27 protein-coding genes and 1 tRNA gene are annotated in these 24,647 nt (G+C 65.2%); 10 read left to right on the top strand and 18 right to left on the bottom strand.

Annotated features, from left to right (window positions below; genetic code table 11):
* Window positions 1-41: 41 nt before the first annotated feature.
* The 3 genes from LB541_RS11985 to ureC form a co-directional block, all read right to left on the bottom strand.
* Window positions 42-635, bottom strand: coding sequence for a hypothetical protein (locus LB541_RS11985; RefSeq protein ID WP_224618482.1), 594 nt, complete (start codon window positions 633-635; stop codon window positions 42-44).
* Window positions 636-685: 50 nt separating this feature from the next.
* Entirely contained in the window at window positions 686-1,174 is a 489-nt protein-coding gene (locus tag LB541_RS11990; RefSeq protein WP_140491324.1) for a DUF29 domain-containing protein, read from the bottom strand.
* 126 nt (window positions 1,175-1,300) lie between these two features.
* Complete coding sequence (gene ureC / locus LB541_RS11995; protein WP_411969781.1) at window positions 1,301-3,013, bottom strand: urease subunit alpha; 1,713 nt, start codon at window positions 3,011-3,013, stop codon at window positions 1,301-1,303.
* 167 nt (window positions 3,014-3,180) lie between these two features.
* On the opposite strand from ureC, the gene LB541_RS12000 reads away from it, so the two are divergent.
* On the top strand, window positions 3,181-3,546 hold the full coding sequence (locus LB541_RS12000; protein WP_140491321.1) for a hypothetical protein: 366 nt from the start codon (window positions 3,181-3,183) through the stop codon (window positions 3,544-3,546).
* 132 nt (window positions 3,547-3,678) lie between these two features.
* On the top strand, window positions 3,679-4,167 hold the full coding sequence (locus tag LB541_RS12005; RefSeq protein WP_140491319.1) for a hypothetical protein: 489 nt from the start codon (window positions 3,679-3,681) through the stop codon (window positions 4,165-4,167).
* 80 nt (window positions 4,168-4,247) lie between these two features.
* Here LB541_RS12005 and LB541_RS12010 read toward each other — a convergent pair whose 3' ends face one another.
* From LB541_RS12010 to LB541_RS12030, 5 genes are read right to left on the bottom strand one after another with little or no spacing between them, the layout of a single operon-like run.
* A complete protein-coding gene (locus LB541_RS12010; protein ID WP_140491317.1) occupies window positions 4,248-4,553 on the bottom strand; it encodes an urease subunit beta in 306 nt (101 codons plus the stop codon).
* A gap of 6 nt (window positions 4,554-4,559) precedes the next feature.
* Window positions 4,560-5,153 (bottom strand): HupE/UreJ family protein, encoded by a 594-nt coding sequence (locus LB541_RS12015; protein WP_140582890.1) that lies wholly within the window; start codon window positions 5,151-5,153, stop codon window positions 4,560-4,562.
* Between the two features lie 51 nt (window positions 5,154-5,204).
* Entirely contained in the window at window positions 5,205-5,459 is a 255-nt protein-coding gene (locus LB541_RS12020) for a DUF1272 domain-containing protein (RefSeq protein ID WP_140491313.1), read from the bottom strand.
* 10 nt (window positions 5,460-5,469) lie between these two features.
* A complete protein-coding gene (locus LB541_RS12025) occupies window positions 5,470-5,772 on the bottom strand; it encodes an urease subunit gamma (RefSeq protein ID WP_140491311.1) in 303 nt (100 codons plus the stop codon).
* A 28-nt stretch (window positions 5,773-5,800) separates the two neighbouring features.
* A complete protein-coding gene (locus LB541_RS12030; protein ID WP_140559005.1) occupies window positions 5,801-6,643 on the bottom strand; it encodes an urease accessory protein UreD in 843 nt (280 codons plus the stop codon).
* Window positions 6,644-6,845: 202 nt separating this feature from the next.
* Here LB541_RS12030 and LB541_RS12035 point away from each other — a divergent pair, with 202 nt between their 5' ends.
* From LB541_RS12035 to LB541_RS12045, 3 genes are all read left to right on the top strand, one after another.
* Window positions 6,846-7,100: an acyl carrier protein gene (locus LB541_RS12035; RefSeq protein ID WP_140491308.1), complete on the top strand. Its 255-nt coding sequence runs from the start codon at window positions 6,846-6,848 to the stop codon at window positions 7,098-7,100.
* A gap of 4 nt (window positions 7,101-7,104) precedes the next feature.
* Window positions 7,105-8,313 (top strand): beta-ketoacyl-[acyl-carrier-protein] synthase family protein, encoded by a 1,209-nt coding sequence (locus LB541_RS12040; protein WP_140563585.1) that lies wholly within the window; start codon window positions 7,105-7,107, stop codon window positions 8,311-8,313.
* A gap of 192 nt (window positions 8,314-8,505) precedes the next feature.
* The gene (locus LB541_RS12045; RefSeq protein ID WP_224618483.1) at window positions 8,506-9,210 is read left to right on the top strand and encodes a glutathione S-transferase family protein; all 705 of its coding nucleotides are present in this window, start codon (window positions 8,506-8,508) and stop codon (window positions 9,208-9,210) included.
* A gap of 56 nt (window positions 9,211-9,266) precedes the next feature.
* Here the strand turns inward: LB541_RS12045 and LB541_RS12050 are convergent, their stop codons facing one another.
* The 3 genes from LB541_RS12050 to LB541_RS12060 all read right to left on the bottom strand — a co-directional run bounded on the left by LB541_RS12050 (window position 9,267) and on the right by LB541_RS12060 (window position 11,525).
* On the bottom strand, window positions 9,267-9,584 hold the full coding sequence (locus tag LB541_RS12050) for a hypothetical protein (protein WP_140559001.1): 318 nt from the start codon (window positions 9,582-9,584) through the stop codon (window positions 9,267-9,269).
* A gap of 94 nt (window positions 9,585-9,678) precedes the next feature.
* A complete protein-coding gene (locus LB541_RS12055; RefSeq protein WP_224618484.1) occupies window positions 9,679-10,290 on the bottom strand; it encodes a nucleoside triphosphate hydrolase in 612 nt (203 codons plus the stop codon).
* A 131-nt stretch (window positions 10,291-10,421) separates the two neighbouring features.
* Window positions 10,422-11,525 (bottom strand): hypothetical protein, encoded by a 1,104-nt coding sequence (locus tag LB541_RS12060; RefSeq protein WP_224618485.1) that lies wholly within the window; start codon window positions 11,523-11,525, stop codon window positions 10,422-10,424.
* Between the two features lie 209 nt (window positions 11,526-11,734).
* On the opposite strand from LB541_RS12060, the gene LB541_RS12065 reads away from it, so the two are divergent.
* The 3 genes from LB541_RS12065 to LB541_RS12075 all read left to right on the top strand — a co-directional run bounded on the left by LB541_RS12065 (window position 11,735) and on the right by LB541_RS12075 (window position 14,638).
* Entirely contained in the window at window positions 11,735-12,628 is an 894-nt protein-coding gene (locus tag LB541_RS12065) for a D-alanyl-D-alanine carboxypeptidase family protein (protein WP_224618486.1), read from the top strand.
* Window positions 12,629-13,383: 755 nt separating this feature from the next.
* A complete protein-coding gene (locus tag LB541_RS12070; protein WP_224618487.1) occupies window positions 13,384-14,304 on the top strand; it encodes a DUF1003 domain-containing protein in 921 nt (306 codons plus the stop codon).
* Between the two features lie 257 nt (window positions 14,305-14,561).
* Window positions 14,562-14,638, top strand: a tRNA-Arg gene (locus tag LB541_RS12075).
* 120 nt (window positions 14,639-14,758) lie between these two features.
* Here LB541_RS12075 and LB541_RS12080 read toward each other — a convergent pair.
* Both LB541_RS12080 and LB541_RS12085 read right to left on the bottom strand, forming a co-directional pair.
* Entirely contained in the window at window positions 14,759-15,460 is a 702-nt protein-coding gene (locus tag LB541_RS12080) for a haloacid dehalogenase type II (protein WP_140524162.1), read from the bottom strand.
* 203 nt (window positions 15,461-15,663) lie between these two features.
* Window positions 15,664-16,125: a cupin domain-containing protein gene (locus tag LB541_RS12085; RefSeq protein WP_224618488.1), complete on the bottom strand. Its 462-nt coding sequence runs from the start codon at window positions 16,123-16,125 to the stop codon at window positions 15,664-15,666.
* Between the two features lie 127 nt (window positions 16,126-16,252).
* Here LB541_RS12085 and LB541_RS12090 point away from each other — a divergent pair, with 127 nt between their 5' ends.
* Window positions 16,253-17,791: a winged helix-turn-helix domain-containing protein gene (locus LB541_RS12090; protein ID WP_140524158.1), complete on the top strand. Its 1,539-nt coding sequence runs from the start codon at window positions 16,253-16,255 to the stop codon at window positions 17,789-17,791.
* Window positions 17,792-17,857: 66 nt separating this feature from the next.
* Here LB541_RS12090 and LB541_RS12095 read toward each other — a convergent pair whose 3' ends face one another.
* From LB541_RS12095 to LB541_RS12115, 5 genes are all read right to left on the bottom strand, one after another.
* Complete coding sequence (locus LB541_RS12095) at window positions 17,858-18,658, bottom strand: class I SAM-dependent methyltransferase (RefSeq protein WP_140524156.1); 801 nt, start codon at window positions 18,656-18,658, stop codon at window positions 17,858-17,860.
* Window positions 18,659-18,947: 289 nt separating this feature from the next.
* Window positions 18,948-19,460, bottom strand: coding sequence for a RidA family protein (locus tag LB541_RS12100; protein ID WP_140524154.1), 513 nt, complete (start codon window positions 19,458-19,460; stop codon window positions 18,948-18,950).
* Between the two features lie 90 nt (window positions 19,461-19,550).
* Window positions 19,551-19,964 carry a c-type cytochrome gene (locus LB541_RS12105; protein WP_140517716.1) on the bottom strand — a complete coding sequence of 138 codons (414 nt, stop codon included), beginning with the start codon at window positions 19,962-19,964 and terminating at the stop codon, window positions 19,551-19,553.
* A 49-nt stretch (window positions 19,965-20,013) separates the two neighbouring features.
* Window positions 20,014-21,615, bottom strand: coding sequence for a flavin monoamine oxidase family protein (locus tag LB541_RS12110; protein WP_224618489.1), 1,602 nt, complete (start codon window positions 21,613-21,615; stop codon window positions 20,014-20,016).
* Window positions 21,616-21,976: 361 nt separating this feature from the next.
* Window positions 21,977-23,071, bottom strand: a complete 1,095-nt coding sequence (locus LB541_RS12115) for a LacI family DNA-binding transcriptional regulator (protein ID WP_181167260.1) — start codon at window positions 23,069-23,071, stop codon at window positions 21,977-21,979.
* A gap of 550 nt (window positions 23,072-23,621) precedes the next feature.
* Between LB541_RS12115 and LB541_RS12120 the strand changes: the two genes are divergently transcribed.
* Window positions 23,622-24,584: a sugar-binding protein gene (locus LB541_RS12120; RefSeq protein WP_140491278.1), complete on the top strand. Its 963-nt coding sequence runs from the start codon at window positions 23,622-23,624 to the stop codon at window positions 24,582-24,584.
* The last annotated feature ends 63 nt before the right edge of the window (window positions 24,585-24,647 follow it).

Raw genomic sequence — 24,647 nt, forward strand, 5'->3', positions numbered from 1 at the left:
GAACCCTGCCTTTCCCGGTCAGCCTAGAGCATCCGCGGCCGTCATACGATCGTGTCGAACAGCCGCAGGATGAACGATACCTGGTAAATCAGCGCCGCCGCGACGAAGGCGATGTGAAACCGGCGGTCGCGCACCAGGATCGCGGCGATGCACAGCGCGACGAAGACCGGCGTGCGGAACAGATATTCGTTGCCGAAGCGGGCGAAATGCTCCGGCCCCTTCAGCAGCGTGTCGATCACGTCGAGCACGTAGGTCGCGGCCAGCAGGCCGAAGAACCAGGCGCGGCGCGAATAGAAGAAATCCTCATAGCTGGTGTAGTCGAGCATCGAATCCGGAAACAGCAGCGCGCAGAGCAGGAACAGGGTGATGGCGTAGAAGATGATGAACAGGTACTTGCCGAAGGTCCATGTTTCGATGGCGTAGAGGCCGAACTCCCACCACCAGAAATGCACCAGCATCAACAGCACCGAAGCGACCCAGGCCAGATGCACCGTATAGAGCCGGTACTGGCCGGGATGCTGGACGATGCGCGCCACCCCCGACAACAGGCGCGCGACGCCGAGCCCGATCACCATGCCCATGACGATGCGGATATGCGGGAAGATGTCGTGGGGCGAAGCTATTTCGGTGGCCATGCCGAATGCTCGCCAGGTGATGGAACGTCCGTCAACACACCACTATCAGTCTATTCGCGCATAAGGTTGTCTGAAGACCACGGTGATCCTGGGAAATAATCATCGTCCAAGATTTCCTTGATCCCATAGGGGCAATGGACAGGGAAATCCCGATCTCTCAGGCCTGTTTCGTCCAATGCCTTTAATCTTGCTATCTTGAACTCTCGATCGAGCACCTGCGCAGGATATTTTTTGAGGCTCGGACTTTCATCAAGCAGGCCCTCAATCCGAAGCCGTTGCTCCCGAATTGTCAGCAACCAGCCCGTTTTGCGCTGCTCAGACTGAAACTCCCATTTCAGCAAGTGAAGGACCAAAGTGCCAAGCCTGCTCGCAATTTCCCTTTTGTCGCTCCGCCCCAAGCTCTCGATCTCCTCGGCAACATTCTCACGATCGAGGTCGGAAAGACGACCTTCGCGCAGCAACGCGCCCTGCTCGGCGCACCACTGAGCATAGTCGGCCTCGTAGGGCGTCAATTGCTGTTTGCGAAATATCTTGTTCATTGAGGAGATATTGCTCCCAAAGTGCACAATTTCCAAGTCCGCGGAGAACGAGTGGGCCCATTCGGGCAGTCGGCACAACCCACTCACCGCCGCATTTAACGAGGGCAATGGCTCGCGGCGATCTTATCAAAACAGAAAATATCGCTGAGCCATCGGCAGCACCGTCGCTGGTTCGCAGGTCAAGAGTTCGCCGTCGGCACGAACCTCGTAAGTCTCGGGATCGACTTCGATATGCGGCGTGGCGTCGTTGAGCACCATCGAATGCTTGCCGATGCCGCCACGCGTGTTTTCGACCGCGACGAACTGCTTGTCGACGCCGAGCCGGCCGTGCAGACCGGACTCCAGTGCCGCCTTCGAGACGAAGGTTACCGACGAGTTGGTCCGCGCCTTGCCATAGGCGCCGAACATCGGCCGGTAGTGCATCGGCTGCGGCGTCGGGATCGAGGCGTTGGGGTCGCCCATCGGCGCCGCCGCGATCATGCCCCCGATCAGCACCATATCAGGCTTGACGCCGAAGAAGGCCGGGTTCCACAGCACCAGGTCGGCGCGTTTGCCGACGGCGATCGAACCAATCTCCTTCGACAGCCCGTGCGCGATGGCCGGGTTGATCGTGTATTTGGCGATATAGCGGCGGACGCGGAAATTGTCGTTGTTGCCGGTCTCCTGCGGCAGCGAACCGCGCTGGCGCTTCATCTTGTCGGCGGTCTGCCAGGTCCGGATCGCCACTTCGCCGACGCGGCCCATCGCTTGTGAGTCCGAGGAGATGATCGAGAAGGCGCCGATGTCGTGCAGAATGTCTTCCGCCGCGATGGTCTCCTTGCGGATGCGGCTTTCGGCGAAGGCGATGTCTTCCGGGATCGACGGCGACAGGTGATGGCAGACCATCAGCATGTCGAGATGCTCGGCCAGCGTGTTGACCGTGTAGGGCCGCGTCGGGTTGGTCGAGGACGGGATGACGTTGGGCAGGCCGCAGACCTTGATGATATCGGGCGCATGCCCGCCGCCCGCGCCTTCGGTGTGGAATGCGTGGATGGTGCGGCCCTTGATCGCCGCCACCGTGTTCTCGACGAAGCCGCTCTCGTTGAGCGTGTCGGTGTGGATCATCACCTGCACGTCATGGTCGTCGGCCACCGACAGGCAGCAGTCGATCGCGGCCGGCGTCGTGCCCCAGTCCTCGTGCAGCTTCAGCGAGCAGGCGCCGCCCAGCACCATCTCCTCGAGCGCCGCGGGCAGGGAAGCGTTGCCCTTGCCCGACAGGCCGATATTCATCGGGAAGGCGTCGAAGGACTGGATCATGCGCGCCATGTGCCATGGCCCGGGCGTGCAGGTGGTGGCGAGCGTGCCGTGCGCCGGGCCGGTGCCGCCGCCGAGCATCGTGGTGATGCCCGACATCAGCGCTTCCTCGATCTGCTGCGGACAGATGAAATGGATATGCGCGTCGAAGCCGCCCGCGGTAAGGATCTTGCCTTCGCCGGCGATGATCTCGGTGCCGGGGCCGATGATGATGGTGACGCCATCCTGCGTGTCCGGGTTGCCGGCCTTACCGATTGCCGCGATGCGGCCGTCCCTGAGGCCGATATCGGCCTTGAAGATGCCGGCGCTGGCGTCGATCACCAGCGCATTGGTAATGACGGTGTCGACCGCTCCTTCAGCGCGGGAAACCTGGCTCTGGCCCATGCCGTCGCGGATGACCTTGCCGCCGCCGAATTTCACCTCCTCGCCATGAATGGTGAAATCCCTCTCGACCTCGACGAAGAGTTCGGTATCGGCAAGCCGCACCCTGTCGCCGACCGTCGGGCCGTACATCTGCGCATAGGCGGTGCGGGTTATTCTGGCCATCAGTGATTGCTCCCGAATTGCGGTGCTGGTGAAACCGGGCTGCACATTGCTGCCATCCAATGGTCACGCAATGACCCGCTGGTCGACACCTTCTGATCCCATTTGGCGGTTGAGGTTGGAGGGTCACCCCAAAACGACCGTTTGCCAAATCGATGGAAGGAAAATCCATGCGCAAAACGATAGTTCTCGCCGCTGCCGCCACCCTGATGCTGGCGGGTGCCGCCATTGCCCAGCAGCAGCCCGCTCCAGCAGCGCCGGCCGCGCCCGCCCCCGGCGGGCAGCAGGCCGCGCCGACGATCCAGAGCGTCAACATCGTCGACATCACCGAACTGCCGAAGGACACCCAGACGCAGGTCAACCAGGTGATCGCCCAGCGCGGCGATGCCGGCCTGCAGAAGCTGCGCAGCTCGATCGATGCCACGCCTAAGGTCAAATCCGCCCTCGAGGCCAAGGGAATGACCTCGGCGCAGGTGGTCGCGGCCAGCATGGAGCCCAACGGCGCCCTGACCCTGATCACCAAGAAGGCGAGCTGACGGCGCGCCTGCGCGGCGGGCCGTCGTCCGGTCCGCCCGCGCTATCTGGAAGGGAACCTTGGCCGGGCAGGAGCCGTTTCGTTTCATCGGCGCTGAACGGCGCCGCGAAATGAACCCGTCCAGGAGCGAGCGATGGCGATCAATCCCGGCAAGAGACGGCTCTATGCCTTCGCCTCCATGGCATTCCTGGCGGTGGGCAGCCCCGGAGCCTCCCTTCACGCACAAGGGCTCGAAAGCCCTGAGACCGTCAACCGGATCATCGGCTCGGACGTCAAGCAGGAAGAAACCAGGAGCGATGCCGAAGCCGGCAAAGTTGCCAGGGCGATTGATCGGACGCGTGAAAACATCGGCACGGTGCGCAAGACATCCAAGCTCGACAAGGTCGATATCGTGTTCCTGACCGATGCCGCGCGCACCGAAGGCGGTCCGCCGCCGGCGATCGAAACCAAGGTCAAGCAGCATCAGGACGACATTGCGGAGCTGCGCAAGGAGATCGAGGCCAACGCGCTGCTGTTCAATGCCATCGACTCGCGACGCGTGCTTGCGCAGGACGTTCTCGCCGTGGAATTCGACGACCCCGGAAAAATCGTCATCTATGCGGCGGCCAAGCCGTCCGATTGAGCCGAGGGCACAACTCGCTTTCGTGCTCGCCCGAAAGCCCTTTGCCCTCTTTGCACGCCGCGCATGAGACGCCCTCGGCCTCACAGCCTGCCCATCACCTTCTGCTGAAAGCCATAGACCTCGCGCTTGCCGCCCAGCGGCACCAGCGTAACGTCGCGCTCCTGTCCGGGCTCGAAGCGCATGGCGGTGCCGGCGGCGATGTCGAGGCGCATGCCGCGCGCCTGTTCGCGGTCGAATTTCAAGCCCTCATTGGTCTCGAAGAAATGATAGTGGCTGCCGACCTGGATCGGCCGGTCGCCGCTGTTGGCCACTTTGAGCGTAACCGTCGGCAGGCCTTTGTTCAGGTCGATGTCGCCGTCGGCGGGAATGATTTCACCTGGGATCATCGTTCGTCACACGGCGCCGAAGACGAGGCCGAGCCCTATCGCCGTGCAGGCGGCACCCGCGGCCCGCACGAGCACGCGAAATCGCCTGCCGAGGCCAAGCCCGGCGGCGATGCCGACGGCGTGCAGCAGCGTCGTGGCGACGGCAAAGCCGGCCATATATTCAAGCCCTGCGGCATTTTCCGGCACTTCGGTGCCATGGGCGTGGCCATGAAACAGCGCGTACGCGCCGATGATGGCGACGCCGGCCGTGACAGGAAGATCGACGGCCAGCGCCACGAACAATCCGAGCGCCACCACCGACGCCAGTATGCCCGGCTCGACGAAGGGCAGCGGCACATGCAGCATGCCGAGCGCGCCGCCGGCCAGCATGACGCCGACGAACGCGGCCGGCCATGCCCACACAGCCTCGCCGCCTTTCTGTGCCGCCCACAGGCCGACCGCGACCATTACCGTGATGTGGTCGAGGCCGGAGAGCGGATGCATGAAGCCGGCCGCGAAGGAGGAGGTCGTGCCGGCCCCGACATGGGCATAAGCGGGCATGGCGGCTGCCATGAGCAGAATCGCCGAGAGGGCTGTGCGTTTCATCTGTGCTGAGATCATCGGTGCGTCTTTCCTATCAGGATCGTCTGGCCTATCAGGGTCGTCTGGCGTTCACGCGGCCTCGCGCGGGCCACAACCCTCAGCCTTGAGGATGCGCGTGGTCGAAGCGGGATATTTCTTCAGCATTGCCGCCGGACGGATCGGCCGTGCCGAAAAATTGCCGCCGCAATTGGGGCAGACGCCGCCGAGCACGTCTTCGACGCAATCGGCGCAGAAGGTGCATTCGAAGGTGCAGATTAGCGCATCCGTCGCCTCCGGCGGCAGGTCCTTGTCGCAGCATTCGCAGTTCGGGCGCAGCTCAAGCATATCTGTCTCCTCACCGTATCGGCTCATGCACGGTCACCAGCTTGGTGCCGTCGGGGAATGTCGCCTCCACCTGCACGTCATGGATCATCTCGGCGATGCCTTCCATCACCTGCGCGCGGCTGACGACGTGGGCGCCGGCTTCCATCAGCTCGGCGACGGGACGGCCGTCGCGGGCGCCTTCGACGACGAAGTCGGTGATCAGCGCGATCGCCTCCGGATGATTGAGCCTGACGCCGCGCTCCAGACGCTTGCGCGCCACGACCGCCGCCATGGCTATCAGCAGCTTGTCCTTTTCCCTCGGCGTCAGGTTCATGCGTTTCCCTGAAATGATGCGGACACGATCACAGTGACCATATTTTGGGCAGCCCCGCCTTTCCGTTGAGCAAGCCGACGAGCGGAACCAGATGCTGGCGCAGCCGGTAGCCGTCGCCGGCATACAGCCTCGCAAGAAGCTTGCCAGATTCCTGCACGCTCCAGGTGCTGGCGCCGCCCTGGCCGCCGATGATCTCCCGAACCGGATCGAGAAGCGCTTCCGCCCGCGGCGAGATCAATAGCACCGTCGCCATGGCGACGGCGCCGCCGGCAATCGGTGGGCGCGCCAGGGTCGCGGCGATGTCGGGCCCGATGCGGAAATCCTCGGCATGGATGAGAGCCCCGCCCCGGCGGACGCGCCAGCGGTCGTGAAAGCCGCCCTGGACCGCGCGTTCGCCCATCGCCGTCCGGCCGAAGACGGTGGCTTCCAGCACCAGCGCCTCGGCGCCGGCGGCAAGATCAAGGTCGAGCGTGCGGGCAAAGGCCGATCGGTCGAAAACGATGGTCTCCTGCGGCAGCCAGGCGACGCGGCCGTTTTCGCCGACCGTTAGCCGGACGCTGACTTCGGCCCGGTCGGAAGCGGCGCGATAGATTTTCTCGCAGGCCTGCGTCGTTATCGTGGCGCTGGCATGCGCGCCGACCTCGATCTCCCAGCCGAGGCGGTCGCCTCCGGTCAGCCCGCCCGCGGTGTTGATCAGCACGGCTTCCAGCGGGCCGCCGGAAACGGCCGGCATCCTTATCTTGGCGGAACCGTCCTGATAGAGGCGGCGCAGCCGTGTGCGGCCGTCTTGACTGGCGCAGGCGAGCTGCGCCAGTCCGGCCGCCCGCTGCGCCGGCGGGGCCGAAAATCCGGTATGTTCGATCGTATCCACGCCGTCAGGTTAAGCACCGCGGCGGTTTTGTCGATATATAGCTTGTTGCTTGATGGCGTTTCCGTTTCTATAGAGGGAGCCACCTTGGTACGCTCATGCGACGCCTGGCGGGGGTCCAAGGCGACGGTCGCGGCCTGATATCGAGGACAAAAAGGCGCTGTTCAGTTGGCGTCGGGAAACGACAAAGTGGGGAAGAAACCGAATGGCTGACCAACTGGCGACCGAAATCATCGAAAAGATCAAGGCTCATGCCGAGCCGGGCGGCGAGGAGATCACCACCAGCACCGAATTGACGGCGCTCGGCATCCATTCGCTGGAACTGACCGAGATCATCTTCGATCTCGAGGAGCAGTATGGCATCGAGATCGAGATGAACACGGTCGATGCCTGGAGCAACCTGAAGAATGTTGGCGACATGGTCGAGGCCGTTCGCGCGCTGATCGCGAAAAAAGCCTGACCGGATGCACAAGCGCGTCGTCATTACCGGCATCGGCGGTTTGTGCGGGCTTGGCACCGACGTGCCGGCGATCTGGACCGAGATGCGCGCCGGCCGCTCGGCGATCGGCCCCATCGATAACCCGTTCCTGCACGATTTGAAGGTCAAGATCGGCTGCGAGATCAAGGGGCTGCCCGACCATGGCATCGAGCGCAAGCAGCTGGTCTCGATGGACCGTTTCAGCCTGTTGGCGGTGATTGCCGCCCGCGAAGCCTTACAGCAGTCCGGTTTGGCCGCCCATGCGGACAATACCTACCGCATGGGTGCCGTTATCGGCATCGGCGTCTGCGGCTTCGAGACGGTCGAGGAGAACTATCGCGCCATCCTGATCGAGGGCAAGAATCGCGCCGGCATCTTCACGGTGCCGAAGGTCATGCCGGGCGCCGCCGCCGGCCAGGTCAGCATGCATCTCGGCCTGCGCGGACCGGTGTTCGGCGTCACTTCGGCCTGCTCGTCGGCCAACCACGCCATCGCATCGGCGGTCGACCAGATCAGGCTCGGCCGCGCCGACGTCATGGTCGCCGGCGGCACCGAGGCACCGCTGGTCTGGGGCGTGCTGAAGGGGTGGGAGGCGCTGCGCGTGCTGTCGCCCGATACCTGCCGGCCATTTTCGGCCGACCGTCAGGGCCTGGTGCTCGGCGAAGGCGCCGGCATGGCGGTTCTGGAAAGCTACGACCATGCGGTGGCGCGCGGCGCAAACATCCTCGCCGAAATCGTCGGCGCCGGCCTCTCGGCCGATGCCTCCGACATCGTTGCGCCGACCATAGAAGGGCCGGAAGCGGCGATGCGTTTCTGCCTGGCGGACGCCGGGCTGAATCCCGAGGACATCGATTACCTCAATGCGCACGGCACCGGCACCAAGGCCAATGACCAGATCGAGACCGCCGCGATCAAGCGCGTCTTCGGCGAGCACGCGCGCTCGCTTTCCGTCTCCTCGACCAAGTCGATGCATGCCCATTGCCTTGGCGCCTCGGGCGGGCTGGAGATGATCGCCTGCGTGATGGCGATCCGAGAGGGCGTGGTGCCGCCCACGGCGAATTTCCGCGAGGCCGACCCCGATTGCGATCTCGACGTGACGCCGAACGTCGCGCGCGAGCGCAAGGTGCGCGCCGCCATCAGCAACGGCTTCGCCTTTGGCGGCACCAATGCGGTGCTGGCCTTCAAGGCGATCTGATCCCGGGCGATCATGTTCTGCCCGGCAGGTCAATCTGCCGGCTCCCGATGCCGGCATCATTCGATTTGTTGACTGTGCGTGCACGGCCAAACGCCTGACGCCGCATTGATCGTGCCGGGGCGTACGCCTAATTCTTTGCCGACCCCACCCAGACCGCGCCGCTCGGTGCGAAATCCCGCCCAGGAGTTCTCGATGGCCGACCTGTCCGCCTTTCCAATCACCGCCCGCTGGCCGGCCAGGCATCCGGACCGGATCCAGCTCTATTCGGCGACGACCCCGAACGGGGTGAAGATATCGATCGCCCTGGAAGAGATCGGCCTGGCCTACGAGCCGCATTATGTGGACATCGGCAAAAACGAAAGCTGGACGCCGGAATTCCTGTCGCTCAATCCCAACGGCAAGATACCGGCGATCATCGATCCGAACGGTCCCGACGGCAAGCCGATCGGCCTGTTCGAGTCCGGCGCCATCCTGCTCTACCTCGCCGACAAGACCGGCCTGCTCGTCCCGGCGGACGCGGCGCGGCGCTACGAGACGATCCAGTGGGTGTTCTTCCAGATGGCGGCCGTCGGCCCGATCTTCGGCCAGGTCGGCTTTTTCCACAAATTCGCCGGCCGCGAGATCGCCGACAAGCGGCCGCTGGAGCGCTACCGCGATGAATCGCGCCGCCTGCTCGGCGTTCTCGACGGCAGGCTGAAGGGCCGCCGATGGATCATGGACAATGACTACACCATCGCCGACATCTCGCTCATCGGCTGGGTGCGCAATCTGATCGGCTTCTATGAAGCGCGCGACCTCGTCGGCTTCGATGATTTCGCGCATGTGGCGGCATGGCTGGAGCGCGGCCTGGCTCGGCCGGCGGTGCAGAAGGGGCTGACACTCCCGGCAAAGGGCTGAAGCGGCCCGGCCGCCCTGGGGCGCGGGATATCGTAGCCTTGGCCGGCCCGGCTGGGCTATTTCGCCTTGGCTTTCGGGCCGCCCTTGCCCATCACGGAAGCCGCCAGCGAAGCGGCGCCGCGTGCCGTCGCCACCACCGCGCCGGCCGCGACGCTTGCCACGGTGCGGACGGCGCCGGATTTCTCTGGCGCCGGCTTGCGCGCGCTGGCCGGCTTTGCGGCCGCGGCCGCGACCTTCCGAGGCGCGGCCTTGCCGAAGCTGGGCTTTGCGTCCTTCGAACGTTCGGCGATCGCCGGACCAGCGCCGGCTTTCGCCTGCGTCGTTTTCGTCGTCCTGGTCTTGGCGGTCGCGGGTTTTCTTGCCTTGGTTGCCATTGCAAAATCCCCTTACGCAGGACAATCGGTTCCCGGCCATAACGGTGCGAAACCCCTTAAGGTTCCCGTCGAAAAATACCGACAATTAAGCAGGTTAACCAATCACCAGGTCGGCCGCCCGGCGCCGCGCCAGCACGCGTTCGATGTTGGGCATGTCGTTGGAGGCGATCCAGGCGCGCGCATCCTCCTCGGAGCGGCCATGTTCGTGCCAGCGCTCCATCAGCCGGCGCTCGAGCTCGTTGCGCGGCACCTCGACGAAGATCGAGAAATCGAACAGCGGCGCCAGCCGCGACCACGGCTCCTCGTCGAGCAGCAGATAATTGCCCTCGACCAGGATGAATTTGGTCTCCGCGCCGATGATCGCCGCCGCCGCGCGCGACAGTTCCATGCCGCGGTCGAACACCGGGATGGCGATGTCGGGCTCGCCGGCCCGGATGCGCTTCAGAAGCGTCTCGAAGCCGCCGAAGTCGAACGTATCCGGCGCGCCCTTTCGCGCGCGCAGCCCGCGCTGGTTGAGAACGACGTCGTCATAGTGGAAGCCGTCCATCGGCACGACCTCCACGGCGCCTTCCGGCAGCAGATCGTGCAGGCTCGCCGACAATGTCGACTTGCCGGCCCCCGGCGGTCCGGCAATGGCGACGATGAAGCGCTTTGCCTTTGCGGCGCGCTTGAAGATGGTGGCGGCGAGATGGGCGATTTCGGACATGGCGGCCTCGCTTGCCCCTGATGGTTGGCGCGACCGTTATTCTGGCGGCACTCGGCGGAAATTTCAAACCGGCATTTTGGGTAAGGTGCGGTGGTCAAGTGTCGAAACGCCGACGTTCGAAGCCAATCCGCTCAACCAGCCGCGGCCTGCCCGATGCGCAGGAAATCGCTGTCGAACGGCACCTCCCGCGCCGAGCCTCGGCCCAAGAGCCGCATGCGGCCGTCCGCCGTGGTGACCTCTTGCGGCGGCTCGGTGCCCGCCAGCGGCAGTGCGCCGATGACATGGCGGAAGGAGACGCTGGGGCCTTCACCGAGTGCGAACGCCGTCGCCACGCCTTCGCGCGTCAGCCAGTTGTCGCCGATCGAGGCGGCATGGCCTATCGCCGTGCGCCCGTCCTCGATGCCGAGCACGCCGAGATGCCGGCCGCTCCACGGCGCGTAGTCGCGGCCGCCATTGCTGAACCACAGCATGGTGACCGGCAGCTCCGCCGGGTTCTTCAGCACCAGAACCAAATCGTCCTCGGCCCGGCGCGCCAGGGCCGTCCAGCCCGGCCCGCCATGATCGGCCTCGACCAGCGTGACAAAATCCTCGCGCCGGTCGTCCATGCGGTAATCCGTCAGGTCGAGCGTGCCGCCGCCGGCGGCGGGAAAATGGCCGAGATCGCTGCTGCGTCCGGGATAGGCGAGCAGGAAGCGGCCGCGCGTGGGATCGGGCTCCAGCGGATCGGCGGGCGAGGCGGCGAAGCGTTTTGGCGAAAAGGCCAGCCGGCCGCCATCCGTCATCGCCGTCATCGGATGATGGGCGACGGAGATCGCGCCGTGGCCGCCGGAAAATACATGTTCCTGGTAGAGAAAGGCATGGCCGTCGCGCAGCGTCAGGATCTTGTCGACTGTCGCGCCCATGACCTTGCGGCGCAGCCGGAAAACGGCTCGCCAGCCGCCGTCCACGGCGCTGCTTTCGGTGACGTCCCAGGCGCTGTTGGCTGGCCAGCCATGCAGCGGCGCTTCCTCGACGTCGCTGCGCGAAAACGGCGCGCACAGGAAATCGCCGGACAGCCGTACCGTGCCCTCGGGCAAGTCGGCCGGCAGCGTCTCGCGTGGCGCGCCGACCCAGGGTGCGCGGTGCAGCGGCCGCAATTGGCGCCCGCCATCCTCGACCACCATGTCGGCGATATGGCCGACCGTGGTGTCGAGCGAAACCGAAATGCCGCGTGCCTTGAGGGTGACCGTATCCATAGCGCTCTCATCGAATCCGAAGGCGCAACAAGAACCGTTCGCCACCGGATGCGCAAGCACCGCGACCGGCATTTTGCATCGTCCTTGGAACACAAGCTTGCGAAAGCAGACAAAGCTGGGGCTACCGCCATTAACCAAATGGACGCGGCTGGCGGGTTACGTTAGCTTCGCCGCATCTCAGCAACAGCCTGACCCGAACAGACTTGCCCTTGTCCCACCAGCGTCGCCTTCCGCTCGTCCAGAGACTTTTCGTCGCCCTTGGCCTGTTGCTGATGGCTGCGGGCTGCTCGACCACGACCCCGCCGGACTCTGTGCTCGCCGTGCCGGCGCCGCCGCAGAAATACGCCGCCATCGTCGTCGATATCAGGAGCAGCAAGCAGCTGTTCGAGGTCAATTCGAGGGCGCCGCGCTATCCGGCCTCGCTGACCAAGATGATGACGCTCTACCTCCTGTTCGAGGCGATGGAGAGCGGCCGCGTCTCCAAGGAAACGCAGATCCCGGTCTCCGACCATGCCGCCTCGCAGCCGCCGACCAAGATGCGCTTCCGGCGCGGGGAAACGATCGACGTCGATTCCGCCATCCGCGCCATCGTCGTCAAGTCGGCCAATGACGTGGCGGTGGCGGTGGGCGAATATCTCGGCGGCTCGGAGGACGAGTTCGCCGCCATGATGACGTCGAAGGCGCGCCAGCTCGGCATGACCAGCACCATTTTCCGCAACGCCTCGGGCCTGCCCGACGACGGCCAGGTCACCAGCGCGCGCGACATGGCGGTGCTCGGCATGGCGCTGCACCAGCGCTTCCCCCAGCATTTCCACTATTTTTCCGAAAGCGACTTCATGTTCCGCGGCCGGCTGGTGCGCGGCCACAACGACATGCTCGGCCGCGTGCGCGGCGTGAACGGCATCAAGACCGGCTATATCAGGGCCTCCGGCTTCAACATCGTCACCTCCTACGAAGCCGACGGCCGCCAGCTGATCGTGGTGGTGATGGGCGCCGACAGCGCCCGCCAGCGCAACGACCATGTCGAGGCGCTGATCCAGCGCAGCCTGTCGCCGGCGATAGCCGACGCCCCGACCAGGGTGATGTACGCCGAACAGCAGTGAGCGGGCGAACTGCGGGGCTGCCTCGCTTCGGACCAGCTTGCTCAACTATCGAAGTCGGTGCCGCCCCTCATCGCCCTGCCGGGCACTTCTCCCCGTATAGTGACGGGGAGAAGGGGCTGGCCGCAACCTCGGCACCCTTTTGCAGCGTTGGTGATGGGCGAAACCGGCGATAACAGCCCCTCTCTCCCCGTTCTACGGGGAGAGATGTCCGGCAGGACAGTGAGGGGCGGCGCAGTCGCTCGAAAGCGGGCGATGGCGTCCACTTGACCCGATAGGAATTTTTTCTTGACAGGGTGAAGGCAACTATGCTACTATTTTCGCTATGGTGCTGATTTGCGCCGGCCACCCGCCGCAAGGCGGGTTTTTGTTGCCGTCGCCCAGGCGCCGGCCAATCACTTCGTCATCCACGGGCGGAGCAAGGAGCGTAGCGACGCGGCGCGAGGATCCATGCCGCGACTCGGCAGGCGCCGCAACGGTTCGCAATTCTGCTCCACCGCCGCCAATGTCACGGAATGGATCCAGGCTCCGCGACGGAGCTTCGCCCCCGTTATGGTTCCCCCAGGGGGTTGATGACGATTTCATTGAGCCGACGCCAACCTCGAATGTCTCTCTACCAGCCCCGAAAGGCGGCCCGCTGCCCCTTCCTGTCACGCAATCGTCCGCAAGGCGTGGCATGGGCATGCCAAATCGCCGCGATGCTGGCTAAGCATCGCCGCATCGGTCTATCGTCTTCCACCACAGCAGGAGCCCGCATCATGAGCACCGTTCCCAAGGCGTCCGAGCAGCAGGCGGACAATGACAGCGGCGGCGAATATTTCGAGGCGCCGACCACGGGGGAGGACCTGCACGGGGTTTCGGACGAGCATTTCGACACGCCGGAGGTGCCGGACTCAGAGCCGGCCTTGCCCGGCGCTTCGCGGGCCAAGCCCAAGAAAAGACCGTCGGCGATCTCGGGCCGCAAATTCCGCAAGCGCGACCTGGTGCGCATCGACGATCTGCGCCCGAGCCTGGCCGACCGCATCCGCTCCGACCATCCGGACCTGCCGCATGGCGCCCGCATCAGCCGCGAGGAGCTCGGCCGCTACCGCATGCGCTACATGGAGGAGCTGCTCCAGCAGGAGCACGGCGAATTTTCCGAGCTCGACCGCCAGGTGGTGGAATCGATCGCCAGGCAGGACACGATTTCGGAAAACTCGGAAGAGGAGTTCGAGGAGCACCGCTCCTTTGCCGACCGCGTCTCCGACAACATGGCGGCCTTCGGCGGCAGCTGGTGGTTCCTGATCTCGTTCGCCGGCGTGCTCCTGGTGTGGATCGCCATCAACCTGTTCGAGGGCTTGAACCGCGCCTTCGATCCCTACCCCTTCATCCTGCTCAACCTGCTGCTCTCCTGCATCGCCGCCATCCAGGCGCCCATCATCATGATGAGCCAGAAGCGCCAGGAGGTGAAAGACCGCCTGCGCTCCTTCAACGACTACCGCGTCAACCTCAAGGCCGAGCTCGAAGTGCGCCATTTGCACGAAAAACTGGACTACCTCATCTCGCGCCAATGGACGCGCCTGGCCGAGATGCAGCAGATGCAGCTCGACGCCATGCATGAGCTGACCGGAGCGAAGAAGGCGAAGAGGGCGGCACGGGGAGTGAGGAGGCGGGCGGTGCGAGGTGAGGCGGGCGGGTGAGGGAGGTTCCTCGCCCCACAAACTGGGGGCTCGAAGGACGGGCGAGACCCTGGGCTCGCCCCGGCAAGGTGGCTCGGCGAAGCCGAGACGGAGAGGGGGAGCGCCACATCCAACAGGCCCGCACCCGTGAAAGGACCAATCCACCCCACCAGGCGACGCCGCGCCAATCTCCAATTGCCCGTTGAAGCCCGCGCCCGCTTCCGCTAAGAAGCCGTGACTTGCCGGTTCACCCGGTTCGTTTTCCGGCCCGCCGGGAAGCACCCGTAGCTCAGCTGGATAGAGCGCTGCCCTCCGAAGGCAGAGGTCACAGGTTCGAATCCTGTCGGGTGCGCCAAGGAAATCGGGTGTACGGCCCGGACACATAGGTTACGGTTTATACCGGAGACATGGGTGACACTTTTGGCCCGAAGGGCTTTGGAGTGGTTCAACCCTACGCGCCCAACCCTCCGATATCCTAAATCCACCCAGCCGCCCCAAAAAACCCCGGCACATCATCCAGCCCATGCGCCACCGCGTCCGGCTCATAATCCGCCGGCGGGCGTCGTCCCGTCCCGCGATCGACCCAGACCGCGCGGAAGTGGAGGTCGCGTGCGGCGGTCAGGTCGAGATGCGGGCTGGCGCAGATGTGGACCAGCTCGTTCCTGGTCACGCCAAGGGTGCGCCAGGCGTGTTCGAAGATTTGCCGCGACGGCTTGTAGGCCTGCGCCTGTTGCGCCGTGATGACCCGGTCGATGGCGCCGCCCAGCTGCGCGACATTGCCGGCGATGATGGCGTCGCCGGTGTTGGAGATGATCGCCAGCCTGAAGCCGGCTTGCTTCAGCCTTTGCAGCGTCGCGACGACCTCCGGGAAGGGCGGCATGCGGCCGATCGAGGATGTCAGCAGTTCGGCGTCTCCGGCTTCCGCTTCCAGCGAAAAGTCCTGCATCGCCAGATGCAGCGCTTTGGCGGTCACCTCGGCGAAGGAGAGGTGCGGCTTGGTATGCTCGAGCTGGTGTTCGTGCCGGTCGTAGACCGGGATGAATTTCTGCGCCTCGATCCTGCGGCCCTTGCGCGACAGGATCGTCTCCATCGCGGTCATCAGCCCTTCATCCCACTGGATCAGCGTGCCGTAGCAGTCGAAAGTAAGCCAGGTCGGGCGCGGTCCGCCAAGTGTCATTCGGGAACCTTTTGCGAAAAGACGTCGGGAGCCTCCGGGCACAACTTAGACCATTGGGCGCTTTTATCCAGGTGCAGGATTCTCCGCGTCGGACGGCCGGCTCTCGGCCGCAGCGATGATCTTTGCTGTGTCCAGGCATCCGAGGCACCGAAGGCCGCCGTTACGCCGGAAGCATGCCGATCACGCCTATGTACCAACTGCGCCTAGGCACTCGCCGTCAACGTGGAGAGCTGGTCGGTGTCGTAGCGGTTCCGCAGCTCGGCAAGCGCCTTCGGGTCCGGGGAGCTCTTTGCGGCCAGCCTGGCAAGTTCCTCGAAATAATGCTCATGCCCGGGCGGCGAGACGGTCATCAGCACGCGGGCCGGTTTTTCGCCGACATTGGTGATGTTGTGCTGCACGCCGGGCGGAATGAACAGGAAGGTGCCCGGCGTCGCCCGGATCACCTTTCCGCCGACGTGCCAGACACATTCGCCGTCAAGCACATAGAAGGTCTCTTCCTGCACGCGATGGATATGCAGGCCGGTGGCGAAGCCGGCCGGTATGGTCCAGTCGAACATGCTCGTGTGTCTGGTATCCTCGCCGGTGACGAGAAACACCATCGGCTGGCCACGCAGCATGACCCCCTTGTTCTCGTCGGGCATCCGGATGACAGGGGCGGCGCTCATTTGATCCTCCATCGGTTCGCTGCTTTTTCCCGCAGCCACCGGCACAGGATGCCTCTACCCGGCCGGCCAGTCGTGAAGCCGTTGCGAAATCATTGCGAAAAGATTGCAAACGGTATCTCCTTCGGGAATGGCAACGAGCCTCGCCTTTGGCCCCTTTCGCATCGACGGCGAAGCCGGGATCCTGTTCCACGGTGACCAGCCGACGCCGCTCGGCCAACGGGCCGTCGCGCTGCTGGCGCTGCTTGTCGAACGCACGGGCAAGCCGGTTCCCAAGCAGGCGCTGATCGACGCCGCATGGCCGGGCCAAGCGATCGAGGACAGCAATCTGACGGTGCAGATCGCGGCGGCCAGGCGCATGCTGGAGAGCGCGGCCGGCGGCGGAAGCTGGATCGAGACGCTGCCGCGGCACGGCTATCGCTATGTCGGGCCCGAGGTCGCGATCGGTGGTCTCGGCCCCGAGGCGGCAACGCTGACATGGCCCGGCAAGCCTTCGATCGCGGTTCTGCCGTTCTCGAACCTGAGCGGTGATCCGGAGCAGGACTATTTCGCCGACGGCATCGTCGACGACATCACCACCGGCCTGGCGCGCATCAACTGGCTGTTCGTCATCGCGCGCAACTCCTCCTTCACCTATAAGGGGCGCGCGGTGGCCGTGAAGCAGGTCGGCCGCGAGCTCGGCGTCCACTATGTGCTCGAAGGCAGCGTGCGCAGGGCCGGCGGCAGCGTGCGCGTCACCGGCCAGATGATCGACACCTCGACCGGCGCCCACATATGGGCCGAGCGCTTCGACCGCGCCTCCGCCGATATTTTCGCGCTCCAGGATGAGATCGCGCTGGCGGCCGTCGGCGCGATCGCGCCCAGCCTGCGGCGCGTCGAAATCGAGAGGGTGAGGCGCAAGCGCCCCGACAGTCTCGATGCCTACGACCTCGTGCTGCGCGCCCAGCCGGACGTGGGTTCCGGCATGCCCGAACGGGTGGCGCAGGCGCTCGTGCTGCTCGAACGCGCCATCGAACTCGAGCCGACCTATGCGCTTGCCCACGGCAATGCCGCCATGTGCCATCATTGCCTGTTCCTTCGCGCCGGCTTGCAGGAAGCCGATCGCGAGGCTTCGGTACGCCATGCCCGGCTGGCCATCCTGCACGGACAGGACGACGCGGCCGCGCTTACCCTTGCGGGGTTTTCGATCGGCATGGATGGACATGACCGCAAGGCCGCCTTCACCGCCCTGGAAGCCGCGCTTGCCGTCAGCCCGTCATCCGCCCTGACCTACATTCTGGGCAGCGTCATCCTCGGCTGGAGCGGCGAAGCGGAGCAGGCCATCGCGTGGAGCGAGCGCGGGATGCGGCTCAGCCCCTTCGACCCCTGGGCCTTCGCCGCCTTCGACGCGCAGGCGATGAGCCATCTGCTGCGCGGCCGCTATGACGAGGCCTGCCGTGCCGCATACAGGTCGGTGCAGGCCAATCCCGCCCACAGCATCACCTATGTGCAACTGGCCGCCGCCTTGGCCAAGCTCGGCCGGCTGGACGAGGCGATGGCGGCAGCGGCGCGGGTGCGTGAGCTGCATCCGACGTTTCGCTACGGTCGGCAGTTCGCCGCCGTACATTGCGCCCCGGCGGTCGCGCAATGCCTCGGCGAGGCGCTGCAGGCCGCCGGTCTGCCGCAATAGCGCCGGTGCGTCTTCATGGAGACCGGCCTGGGCGGCAGATGGCGGATGGGCGGTTCTTCGGCGCCCTTACCGCACCACGCCCCTGCAAGCCCAGGCAACGTTCGCAAACGACCGCGCGCCATCCGGCCGGCCGGCCTCATAGGCATCGCGGACGGCGGCCTCGCTGCGCGTCCGCTCGGCTGGATCGAGCGTCATCATGTATTTGCCGAGCGGGCCTTCGCCGGCCGCTATCGGCGCCCAATAGTCGTCGAAGTCCCGGTAGTCCATGCGGATCATCAGCTCGGTTTCGGTCACGTCGGCCAGGTCCTGCTCGACAAAAGTCCGCTTCATTTCGCCCGGCTGCATCATCGGCTGGAAGCAATAGCGGCTGCGCATCTGGCGTCCGCCTTCGCTGAGCGCGGCCACCGTGTCGATCATCATGCGCATGCCGGGCATGCCACCGAGATGATCCCACACGACGGCCGCCACCACGCCGCCCGGCCGCACCACGCGGCGCATCTCGCCCACCGCCTTGCCGGCCTCCGGCACGAAGTGGAGCACGAGCAGCGCCAGCGCGCGGTCGAAACCATCGTCGGCGAACGGCAAGGCGGTGGCGTCGGCTTGCTGGATCTCGATGCGCGGGTCGGTGTTGCGCCGCTTCGCCGCCTCGACGAAGACGGGCGAAAAGTCGATTGCCGCGATCGCCGCGAGGTCGGCGGATTTGGCCAGCTCGAATGTCAGGCTGCCGGTGCCGCAGCCGACGTCGAGGATCTTTTCGCCGCGGGCAAGCCCGGCGAAGTCGATGAATTTGGGCGCGAGCTTGCGGCTCCAGCGGCCCATGAGCTGCTCATATCCGCTGGCGTCATGAACGGTGAAACTTGAGGTCATCTCGCTCTCCCTGCGCTGAAGAGGCGAGGCTAGGGCAATTCCGGGAAAAGCGTGAGGCGGTTTTCCGTCCGCGATCCCGCAACCTGCCTTCGACGAATGGCTAGTGCATGGGCGTGGGCTCCGCGCGGTTTAGCCCTCACTGGCGGGTCAACATCGCCCGGCTCCGCCTTTCGGTGGGTGCCTGGGCGAGCGAGGCCGCTTCAGCCGCCCCGGTTCGCGGCCCGCCAGATCCGCGCCTCGCCAGCCCGTTCGGCATCCTGGCTCGACGGGCTGGCCGAACGCCCCGGCTTCAGGGCCGCACGGCGGTCACTTCGATTTCGACCAGGAAGCCGGGGCCGGCAAGGCCCGCGACCTGCACCACCGAACGCGTCGGCAGGTTCGGCTGGTCCTTGGTCCCGAAAAACTTCGTGTAGCCTTTCATGAAACCGGCGAAATCCATCTTGCCGCCCTTGGCGGGATCGCCGACCAGGAAGACCTGCATCTTGACGACGTCGCCCATCTTCAGGCCGAGATCGGCCAGCGTCTTGTCGATCGACTTCAGCACCGAGCCGGTCTGGGCCTCGGTGTCGCCATAGGCGGCGACCGTCGCCTTGTCCGCCTTCTCGTCGATGACCGACGGCACGGCGCCGCTGAGATAGACCGTGGTCTTGCCGGCCGGCACCTCGACGGCGCGCAGGATCGGAAAATCCGAATTCGGAATCTTGTGGCGAACGACGTCGTCGGCCAAGGCCGCGCCGGCGGCCAGCATTCCCGCCGCCAGCACGGCGGCCCCGATCCATGATTTCCCGATCGATGATTTCATGACCCGTTTCCTTCCATTCGAGAGGGCGGCGAGCGCCGGAATGCCCGCCGCGCGGTTTGCGTTGCCGCATGTGCGGGCGACATCCGCCACTCAGCGGACATCCTTCACGTCCTGCGCCGTCACGGCATCCTTGTAGTCGTTGCCGAAATGCGTCCTGACATAGTTGACCACGGCCGCGACCTGGTCGTCGCTCATCATCTGCCCCACCGGCGGCATGCCGTTTTGCCCGTGCAGGACGAGGCTTACGGGATAGCCGCCGGTCTCCAGGTTCTTGTTCTTGGCCAGCGCCGGATAGTGGCCGGCGCCGACCGCGCCTTGCCCCTTGTCCAGGTGGCAGGCGGCGCAGACATTGGCATAGAGCGCCGCGCCGTCCTTTTCGGTGAAAGTATCGCCCTGGCTGAACGTGACGCCGGCCGAATCGGCGAACGCGCCGGGAGCCGTGAACGCCATGGCGGCAGCCATGGCGGCGATGAGACCGCAGGGTCTTTTGAAGGAGCTGCTCATGATGGGATGCCTCGCGGGATACGGGGTGAACGAAGGAATCGGCATGGCCTCATCCCTGCATGACGCGCTGGTGCAGGCGGGTGATGGCGTTGAGCGAGGACAGGATCGCGCCCTCCTGCCAGGCGGGAATGTAGGAGGCATGCTCGCCGGCCAGCACGATGCGGCCGTCGATCTGGCACAGATTGTCGTAATGCTCCTTGCGCGCCTCTTCGGTCCAGTCGCCCGCGCAGCCAAGGGTGAAGGGCGAGCGGTGCCATGCCCAGGAAACGCCGGTCTCGAACTCCTGCTTGTATTGCGGGTGGAGCTGCGCGCCGTATTCCACCGCCTTCTGCACGCGCTCCTGCGGGGTCATGGCGGTGAATTCGTAGGAGTTCGGTCCGTTCCATGTGTAGCAGCCGAGCAGCACGCCCTTGCCGCCGGCGTTGAAGCCGGTGCTGGGGTAGGAGATCTGCGAGATCGGCAGGTTGGTGTAGCTGACGCCGCCGAAGATCGATTCGTCCTCCTCCCAGAAACGGCGCTTCATCTGCAGGCCGACCTTGACCGAGGACGCATAGGGCACCGCCCCGATCGCCGCCTGCATGGCGCCGCCCACCTGGATTTCGATCTGGCTGAGGATGGTGAGCGGAATGGTGCACACACACCAGTCGGCGCTGGCCTCCTGGGCGGTTCCGGGGTTTTTCGCGTCCTCATAGGTCACCGTCACGCCCTTGTCGTTCTGGGCGATCTTGGTGACCTTGGCATTGTAGGTGATGAGGCCGCCGACCTGCTTGGCGAAGGCTTCGCCGATCCTGCCCATGCCGCCGACCGGCTGGAACATGGTGGTCTGGAATTCGTAGAGCGAGAAGTTGGCGAGGCTGCCCCACAGGCGCGAATTCAGCACGTCGGACGCGCCGATGATCTGACCCGCCACCGGCTCGGCGCCGATGCCGCCGCCCGGCTCCTTCTCGTAGCCGCGGAATTCGGCGGTCGCGAGGCTGGATTTGTAGCTGTAGTCCTTGTCCAGCGCGCCCCAGGACTGCAGCGCCTCGAGCAGCACCTCCTGGTCCTCCTTGGAGACGAGCCCTTCCAACTGGCCCTTCTTGGCCACCTTGGCCAGCAACTCCGACGTGTGGCCCTTGAAGTCGGTCTCGATCTCGCGCACGCGCTTGGGCTTGCCGCCGAAGGCCTCGGTCGAGTGCAGCAGGGCGTTGTGATTGGTCTGCTGGAACGGCTCCAGCGTCACCCCGAGCCTCCGGCAGTAGGCCAACAGCCCGTTGTGATGGTAAGGGATGCGCCAGGGGCCGGGATTGAGGTAGAGCCCCTCGTCGAACTCGCATTTCTGCGTGTAGCCGCCGAGTTCGGTAACGGTGTCGCCGCCGCGTATCGTCCAGTTGCGGCCGCCGGCGCGGGCATTGTATTCGAGGATCTTCACCTTGTAGCCGGCCTGGCGCAGTTCCAAGGCCGCCAGCATGCCGGCCAGGCCGGCGCCCAGGACGAGCACCGAAGCGCCCTTCGGGTCGCCTTCGAGCTTGATCGGTCCCTTGTAATCGGACTCTGCCGCCAGCCCCATGCTGGTCATGGCCTGGTACATTGCGGCGCTGCCCGCCGTAATGCCGATCATTTTGAGAAGGTCGCGCCGGCGCATGCCGGCAAGGGATTGTTCGAGCTGCATGTTCGTCTCCTCGATCAGCGGCACGCCGCGATCCGCCGCCTGTTGCCCCCGCAAGCTCGAGGCGAGCCCCGGTGGACGACGCAAGGCTATGCCTGCAACCCAATCTGTTCAACCAACACGCCGCGCTTGGAACAAATGTCCTCGAATCTTGGCGCAATCGGGCTCTCGCGGCGTCGCTGGCCGGCATTTTTCACGCCTTCGCGGCCTCGGGGCCGGCGGCCCGACCGCTTGCTGTGCCAATTGAAAGGGCATGCCTGGCTGGCCCCGGCAGCGGGAAAGTCCGACGGGAAAGTCCGTGGCCTGCCGGCGCTCGCGGCGCCGGTTTTCATCGCCCAAATGCTTGCCTTGTCGGCCGGGTCGGTCAGCCTGCCACGGCCCGCACGCTCTCCCTCTCCACCAGCGGACATTCCAGCTTGGTGATGGGATAGCGCCCCCGTCCCACCGTCGCTGGCGCTTCGAGCTGTTCGATCGCCCATTGGCCCATCGCCATATGCGGCAGGATCGAGGTGGTCAGCGGCGGGAACAGATGCCTGGCGATTTCCTCGTCGTCGTAGCCGACCACGGAGATGTCCTGCGGGATGTGCAGGCCGGCTTCCTTCAGCGCTTCGTAGCAGCCGATCGCGGTGCGGTCGTTCTGGCAGAAGATGGCGGTCGGGCGGTCCTTCAGCGCCAGGAGCTTGACGGTCGCGGCATAGCCGGCACTTGCCGACCAGTCGCCCTCGACCACCAGTTCGGGATCGAAAGGGATGTCGGCAGTGGCAAGAGCGCGGCGGTAGCCTTTCAGGCGGTCCTGCGCCGCCTGCATCCAGGGCTCGCCGGTGATGGTGGCGATGCGGCGGTGGCCGTGGCTGATCAAGTGCCGGGTGGAGCTCTGGCCGCCGGCGATCTCGGAGGGCACCACGGCGGGGAAGGCGTAATCCGACGTGTAGCAGTTGAGCAGGATCACCGGGATGTCGAGGCTGTAGAGGAAGTCGGGCGCCGTGATCTCGCGGGTGAAGATGGTCATGTAGATCAGCGCCGAAATGCCCCGCCTGGTCAGCGCCTCTATGGCGCGCGGCTCCATCACGGCGTCGCCCATGGTCTGCGCCACCAGAAGCACGTTGCCGGCGTTCCACGAGGCCTGGCGCGCGCCCTCGATGGCGACGACGGCTTCCGGGCTGGTGGCGAGCTGGTCGACGGCGAAGCCGATCACCCCGTCCAGCCCGTCGAAGGCGCTGGCCGGCGCCTTCAGTGCCGAAAAGGCCGGCGCACTATAGCCCAGCGCGCGCGCCGCCTCGATCACCCGCTCGCGCGTCTGCCGCGACAGTTTTATGCCAGGCGAATTGTTGAGCACGAAGGAAACAGTCGCCTGCGAGCAGCCGGCGGCGCGCGCAATGTCGGTCATGGTGACCCGGCCCTTGGGCTTCACCGGCGCCTTGCGGCGCCTTGCCGTCGCGATATCGGTGGTCTCACTCATGCTGTTCGTGTTCCCCGGCCTGTCCGGCCTGCCCGGCGACCATCAAGGCCGCGCCGGTTTATAGAAATATCGGCTGACTTATATCTATTAGCAGGCGACCGGTCTACTGGCTAAGGGGCTCGGGCAGCTTAAAATCACAGCATATGAGCCGATTATCCCTTTTGCGCCAAACCCTTGCGTTCTCGGCAAAGCCAACGGCGTCACCGCCGGCGCGGTCGCCATCGAACGCAACTAATACCGTTTACTAATACGAAAATGCGCTGTAACGTCTGTCCGTCGCGTCCGTTTTCCCTGGGGCGCGGTGCATGCGAATGGCCCGATGGCAAGCGGATAGTGCCCCGCGAAGCCTTGTCGCGGACATGTGATATGTCAGACAAATCGGACTATTTACGAACGGGGGATGAGTCTCTAAAGTCCGTCGCCGTGGCTGGAACGACGCCATCTTCAGTGCCGGGAACCCTTGAGGAGGAGGGCGTCCAAGCCGCGAACGGCAAATCAGACAAGTGCAGGATCGGCCGGTCCGACGACCGGCCAAAACGGGAGGTTGAACATGAAATCCTTGATACGCAATGCATCCGTGGCCACCGCGGCGCTGCTGCTTGGCCTGACGGCGAGCACGATCGCGCGCGCCGACGACAAGCCGACGCTGGCCTTCGTCGTCAACGGCGCTTCCGACTTCTGGAAGGCGGCCGAGGCCGGCGTCAAGAAGGCGCAGGGCGAACTGCCCGACTACAATCTCGAGCTGAAATATCCCGAGCAGTCCTCGGTCGCCATCCAGCAGCGGCTGATGGACGATCTGGTCACCGCCGGCGTCAAGGGCATCATGGTTTCGGCCGTCGATCCCAAGACCTCTACCGACGGGCTGAACAAGATCGCCTCGGAAACGGCGCTGTTCACCACCGACAGCGACGCTCCGCAGACCAAGCGCGTCGCCTATATCGGCTCGTCCAATGTCGATGCCGGCAAGCAGGCGGCCGAAATCGCCAAGAAGGCGATGCCGGACGGCGGCAAGTGCCTCGGCTTCGTCGGCCTGCTCGGCGCCGACAATGCCAAGGAGCGCATCCAGGGCATGAAGGATGGCCTGGCCGGCACCAAGATCGAGCTCGTCGACGTGCGCGGCGACGACATCGACCAGGCCCGCGCCAAGAAGAATGTCGAGGACGCGCTCGTCGCCAGCCCCGACGTCACCTGCATGGTCGGCTTCTACTCCTACAACACGCCGCGCATCTATGAAGCGCTGCGCGATGCCGGCAAGCTCGGCTCGATCACCGTCGTCGGCTTCGATGACGATCCGATCACCCTGGGCGGCGTCAAGGAAGGCACCATTGCCGCCACCGTCGTGCAGCAGCCCTTCGAGTGGGCCTATCAGGGCATGAAGCTGATGGCATCCTATCTCAAGGGCGACAAGTCGGGCATCCCGGCCGACGGCCTCATCATCATCCCGACCAAGATCATCGGCAAGGATGACGTCGACGCCTACGCCGCCAATCTGAAGGCGATGGCTGGAAACTAAGACCGAAGGCAGAGCAGCCGGCTCAACGTCGCTTGAGCCGGCTGCTCTCGCATTGACGAACCC

Origin of the sequence: Mesorhizobium sp. BR1-1-15 (assembly GCF_020165475.1) — a bacterium.
Taxonomy (GTDB): Bacteria; Pseudomonadota; Alphaproteobacteria; order Rhizobiales; family Rhizobiaceae; genus Mesorhizobium.

Bases quoted from the DNA above. Each gene is read 5' to 3' on its own strand.
- LB541_RS11985 (WP_224618482.1), bottom strand. From the start codon at position 635: ATGGCCACCGAAATAGCTTCGCCCCACGACATCTTCCCGCATATCCGC.
- LB541_RS11990 (WP_140491324.1), bottom strand. From the start codon at position 1,174: ATGAACAAGATATTTCGCAAACAGCAATTGACGCCCTACGAGGCCGAC.
- ureC (WP_411969781.1), bottom strand. From the start codon at position 3,013: ATGGCCAGAATAACCCGCACCGCCTATGCGCAGATGTACGGCCCGACG.
- LB541_RS12000 (WP_140491321.1), top strand. From the start codon at position 3,181: ATGCGCAAAACGATAGTTCTCGCCGCTGCCGCCACCCTGATGCTGGCG.
- LB541_RS12005 (WP_140491319.1), top strand. From the start codon at position 3,679: ATGGCGATCAATCCCGGCAAGAGACGGCTCTATGCCTTCGCCTCCATG.
- LB541_RS12010 (WP_140491317.1), bottom strand. From the start codon at position 4,553: ATGATCCCAGGTGAAATCATTCCCGCCGACGGCGACATCGACCTGAAC.
- LB541_RS12015 (WP_140582890.1), bottom strand. From the start codon at position 5,153: ATGATCTCAGCACAGATGAAACGCACAGCCCTCTCGGCGATTCTGCTC.
- LB541_RS12020 (WP_140491313.1), bottom strand. From the start codon at position 5,459: ATGCTTGAGCTGCGCCCGAACTGCGAATGCTGCGACAAGGACCTGCCG.
- LB541_RS12025 (WP_140491311.1), bottom strand. From the start codon at position 5,772: ATGAACCTGACGCCGAGGGAAAAGGACAAGCTGCTGATAGCCATGGCG.
- LB541_RS12035 (WP_140491308.1), top strand. From the start codon at position 6,846: ATGGCTGACCAACTGGCGACCGAAATCATCGAAAAGATCAAGGCTCAT.
- LB541_RS12040 (WP_140563585.1), top strand. From the start codon at position 7,105: ATGCACAAGCGCGTCGTCATTACCGGCATCGGCGGTTTGTGCGGGCTT.
- LB541_RS12045 (WP_224618483.1), top strand. From the start codon at position 8,506: ATGGCCGACCTGTCCGCCTTTCCAATCACCGCCCGCTGGCCGGCCAGG.
- LB541_RS12050 (WP_140559001.1), bottom strand. From the start codon at position 9,584: ATGGCAACCAAGGCAAGAAAACCCGCGACCGCCAAGACCAGGACGACG.
- LB541_RS12055 (WP_224618484.1), bottom strand. From the start codon at position 10,290: ATGTCCGAAATCGCCCATCTCGCCGCCACCATCTTCAAGCGCGCCGCA.
- LB541_RS12060 (WP_224618485.1), bottom strand. From the start codon at position 11,525: ATGGATACGGTCACCCTCAAGGCACGCGGCATTTCGGTTTCGCTCGAC.
- LB541_RS12070 (WP_224618487.1), top strand. From the start codon at position 13,384: ATGAGCACCGTTCCCAAGGCGTCCGAGCAGCAGGCGGACAATGACAGC.
- LB541_RS12080 (WP_140524162.1), bottom strand. From the start codon at position 15,460: ATGACACTTGGCGGACCGCGCCCGACCTGGCTTACTTTCGACTGCTAC.
- LB541_RS12085 (WP_224618488.1), bottom strand. From the start codon at position 16,125: ATGAGCGCCGCCCCTGTCATCCGGATGCCCGACGAGAACAAGGGGGTC.
- LB541_RS12090 (WP_140524158.1), top strand. From the start codon at position 16,253: ATGGCAACGAGCCTCGCCTTTGGCCCCTTTCGCATCGACGGCGAAGCC.
- LB541_RS12095 (WP_140524156.1), bottom strand. From the start codon at position 18,658: ATGACCTCAAGTTTCACCGTTCATGACGCCAGCGGATATGAGCAGCTC.
- LB541_RS12100 (WP_140524154.1), bottom strand. From the start codon at position 19,460: ATGAAATCATCGATCGGGAAATCATGGATCGGGGCCGCCGTGCTGGCG.
- LB541_RS12105 (WP_140517716.1), bottom strand. From the start codon at position 19,964: ATGAGCAGCTCCTTCAAAAGACCCTGCGGTCTCATCGCCGCCATGGCT.
- LB541_RS12110 (WP_224618489.1), bottom strand. From the start codon at position 21,615: ATGCAGCTCGAACAATCCCTTGCCGGCATGCGCCGGCGCGACCTTCTC.
- LB541_RS12115 (WP_181167260.1), bottom strand. From the start codon at position 23,071: ATGAGTGAGACCACCGATATCGCGACGGCAAGGCGCCGCAAGGCGCCG.
- LB541_RS12120 (WP_140491278.1), top strand. From the start codon at position 23,622: ATGAAATCCTTGATACGCAATGCATCCGTGGCCACCGCGGCGCTGCTG.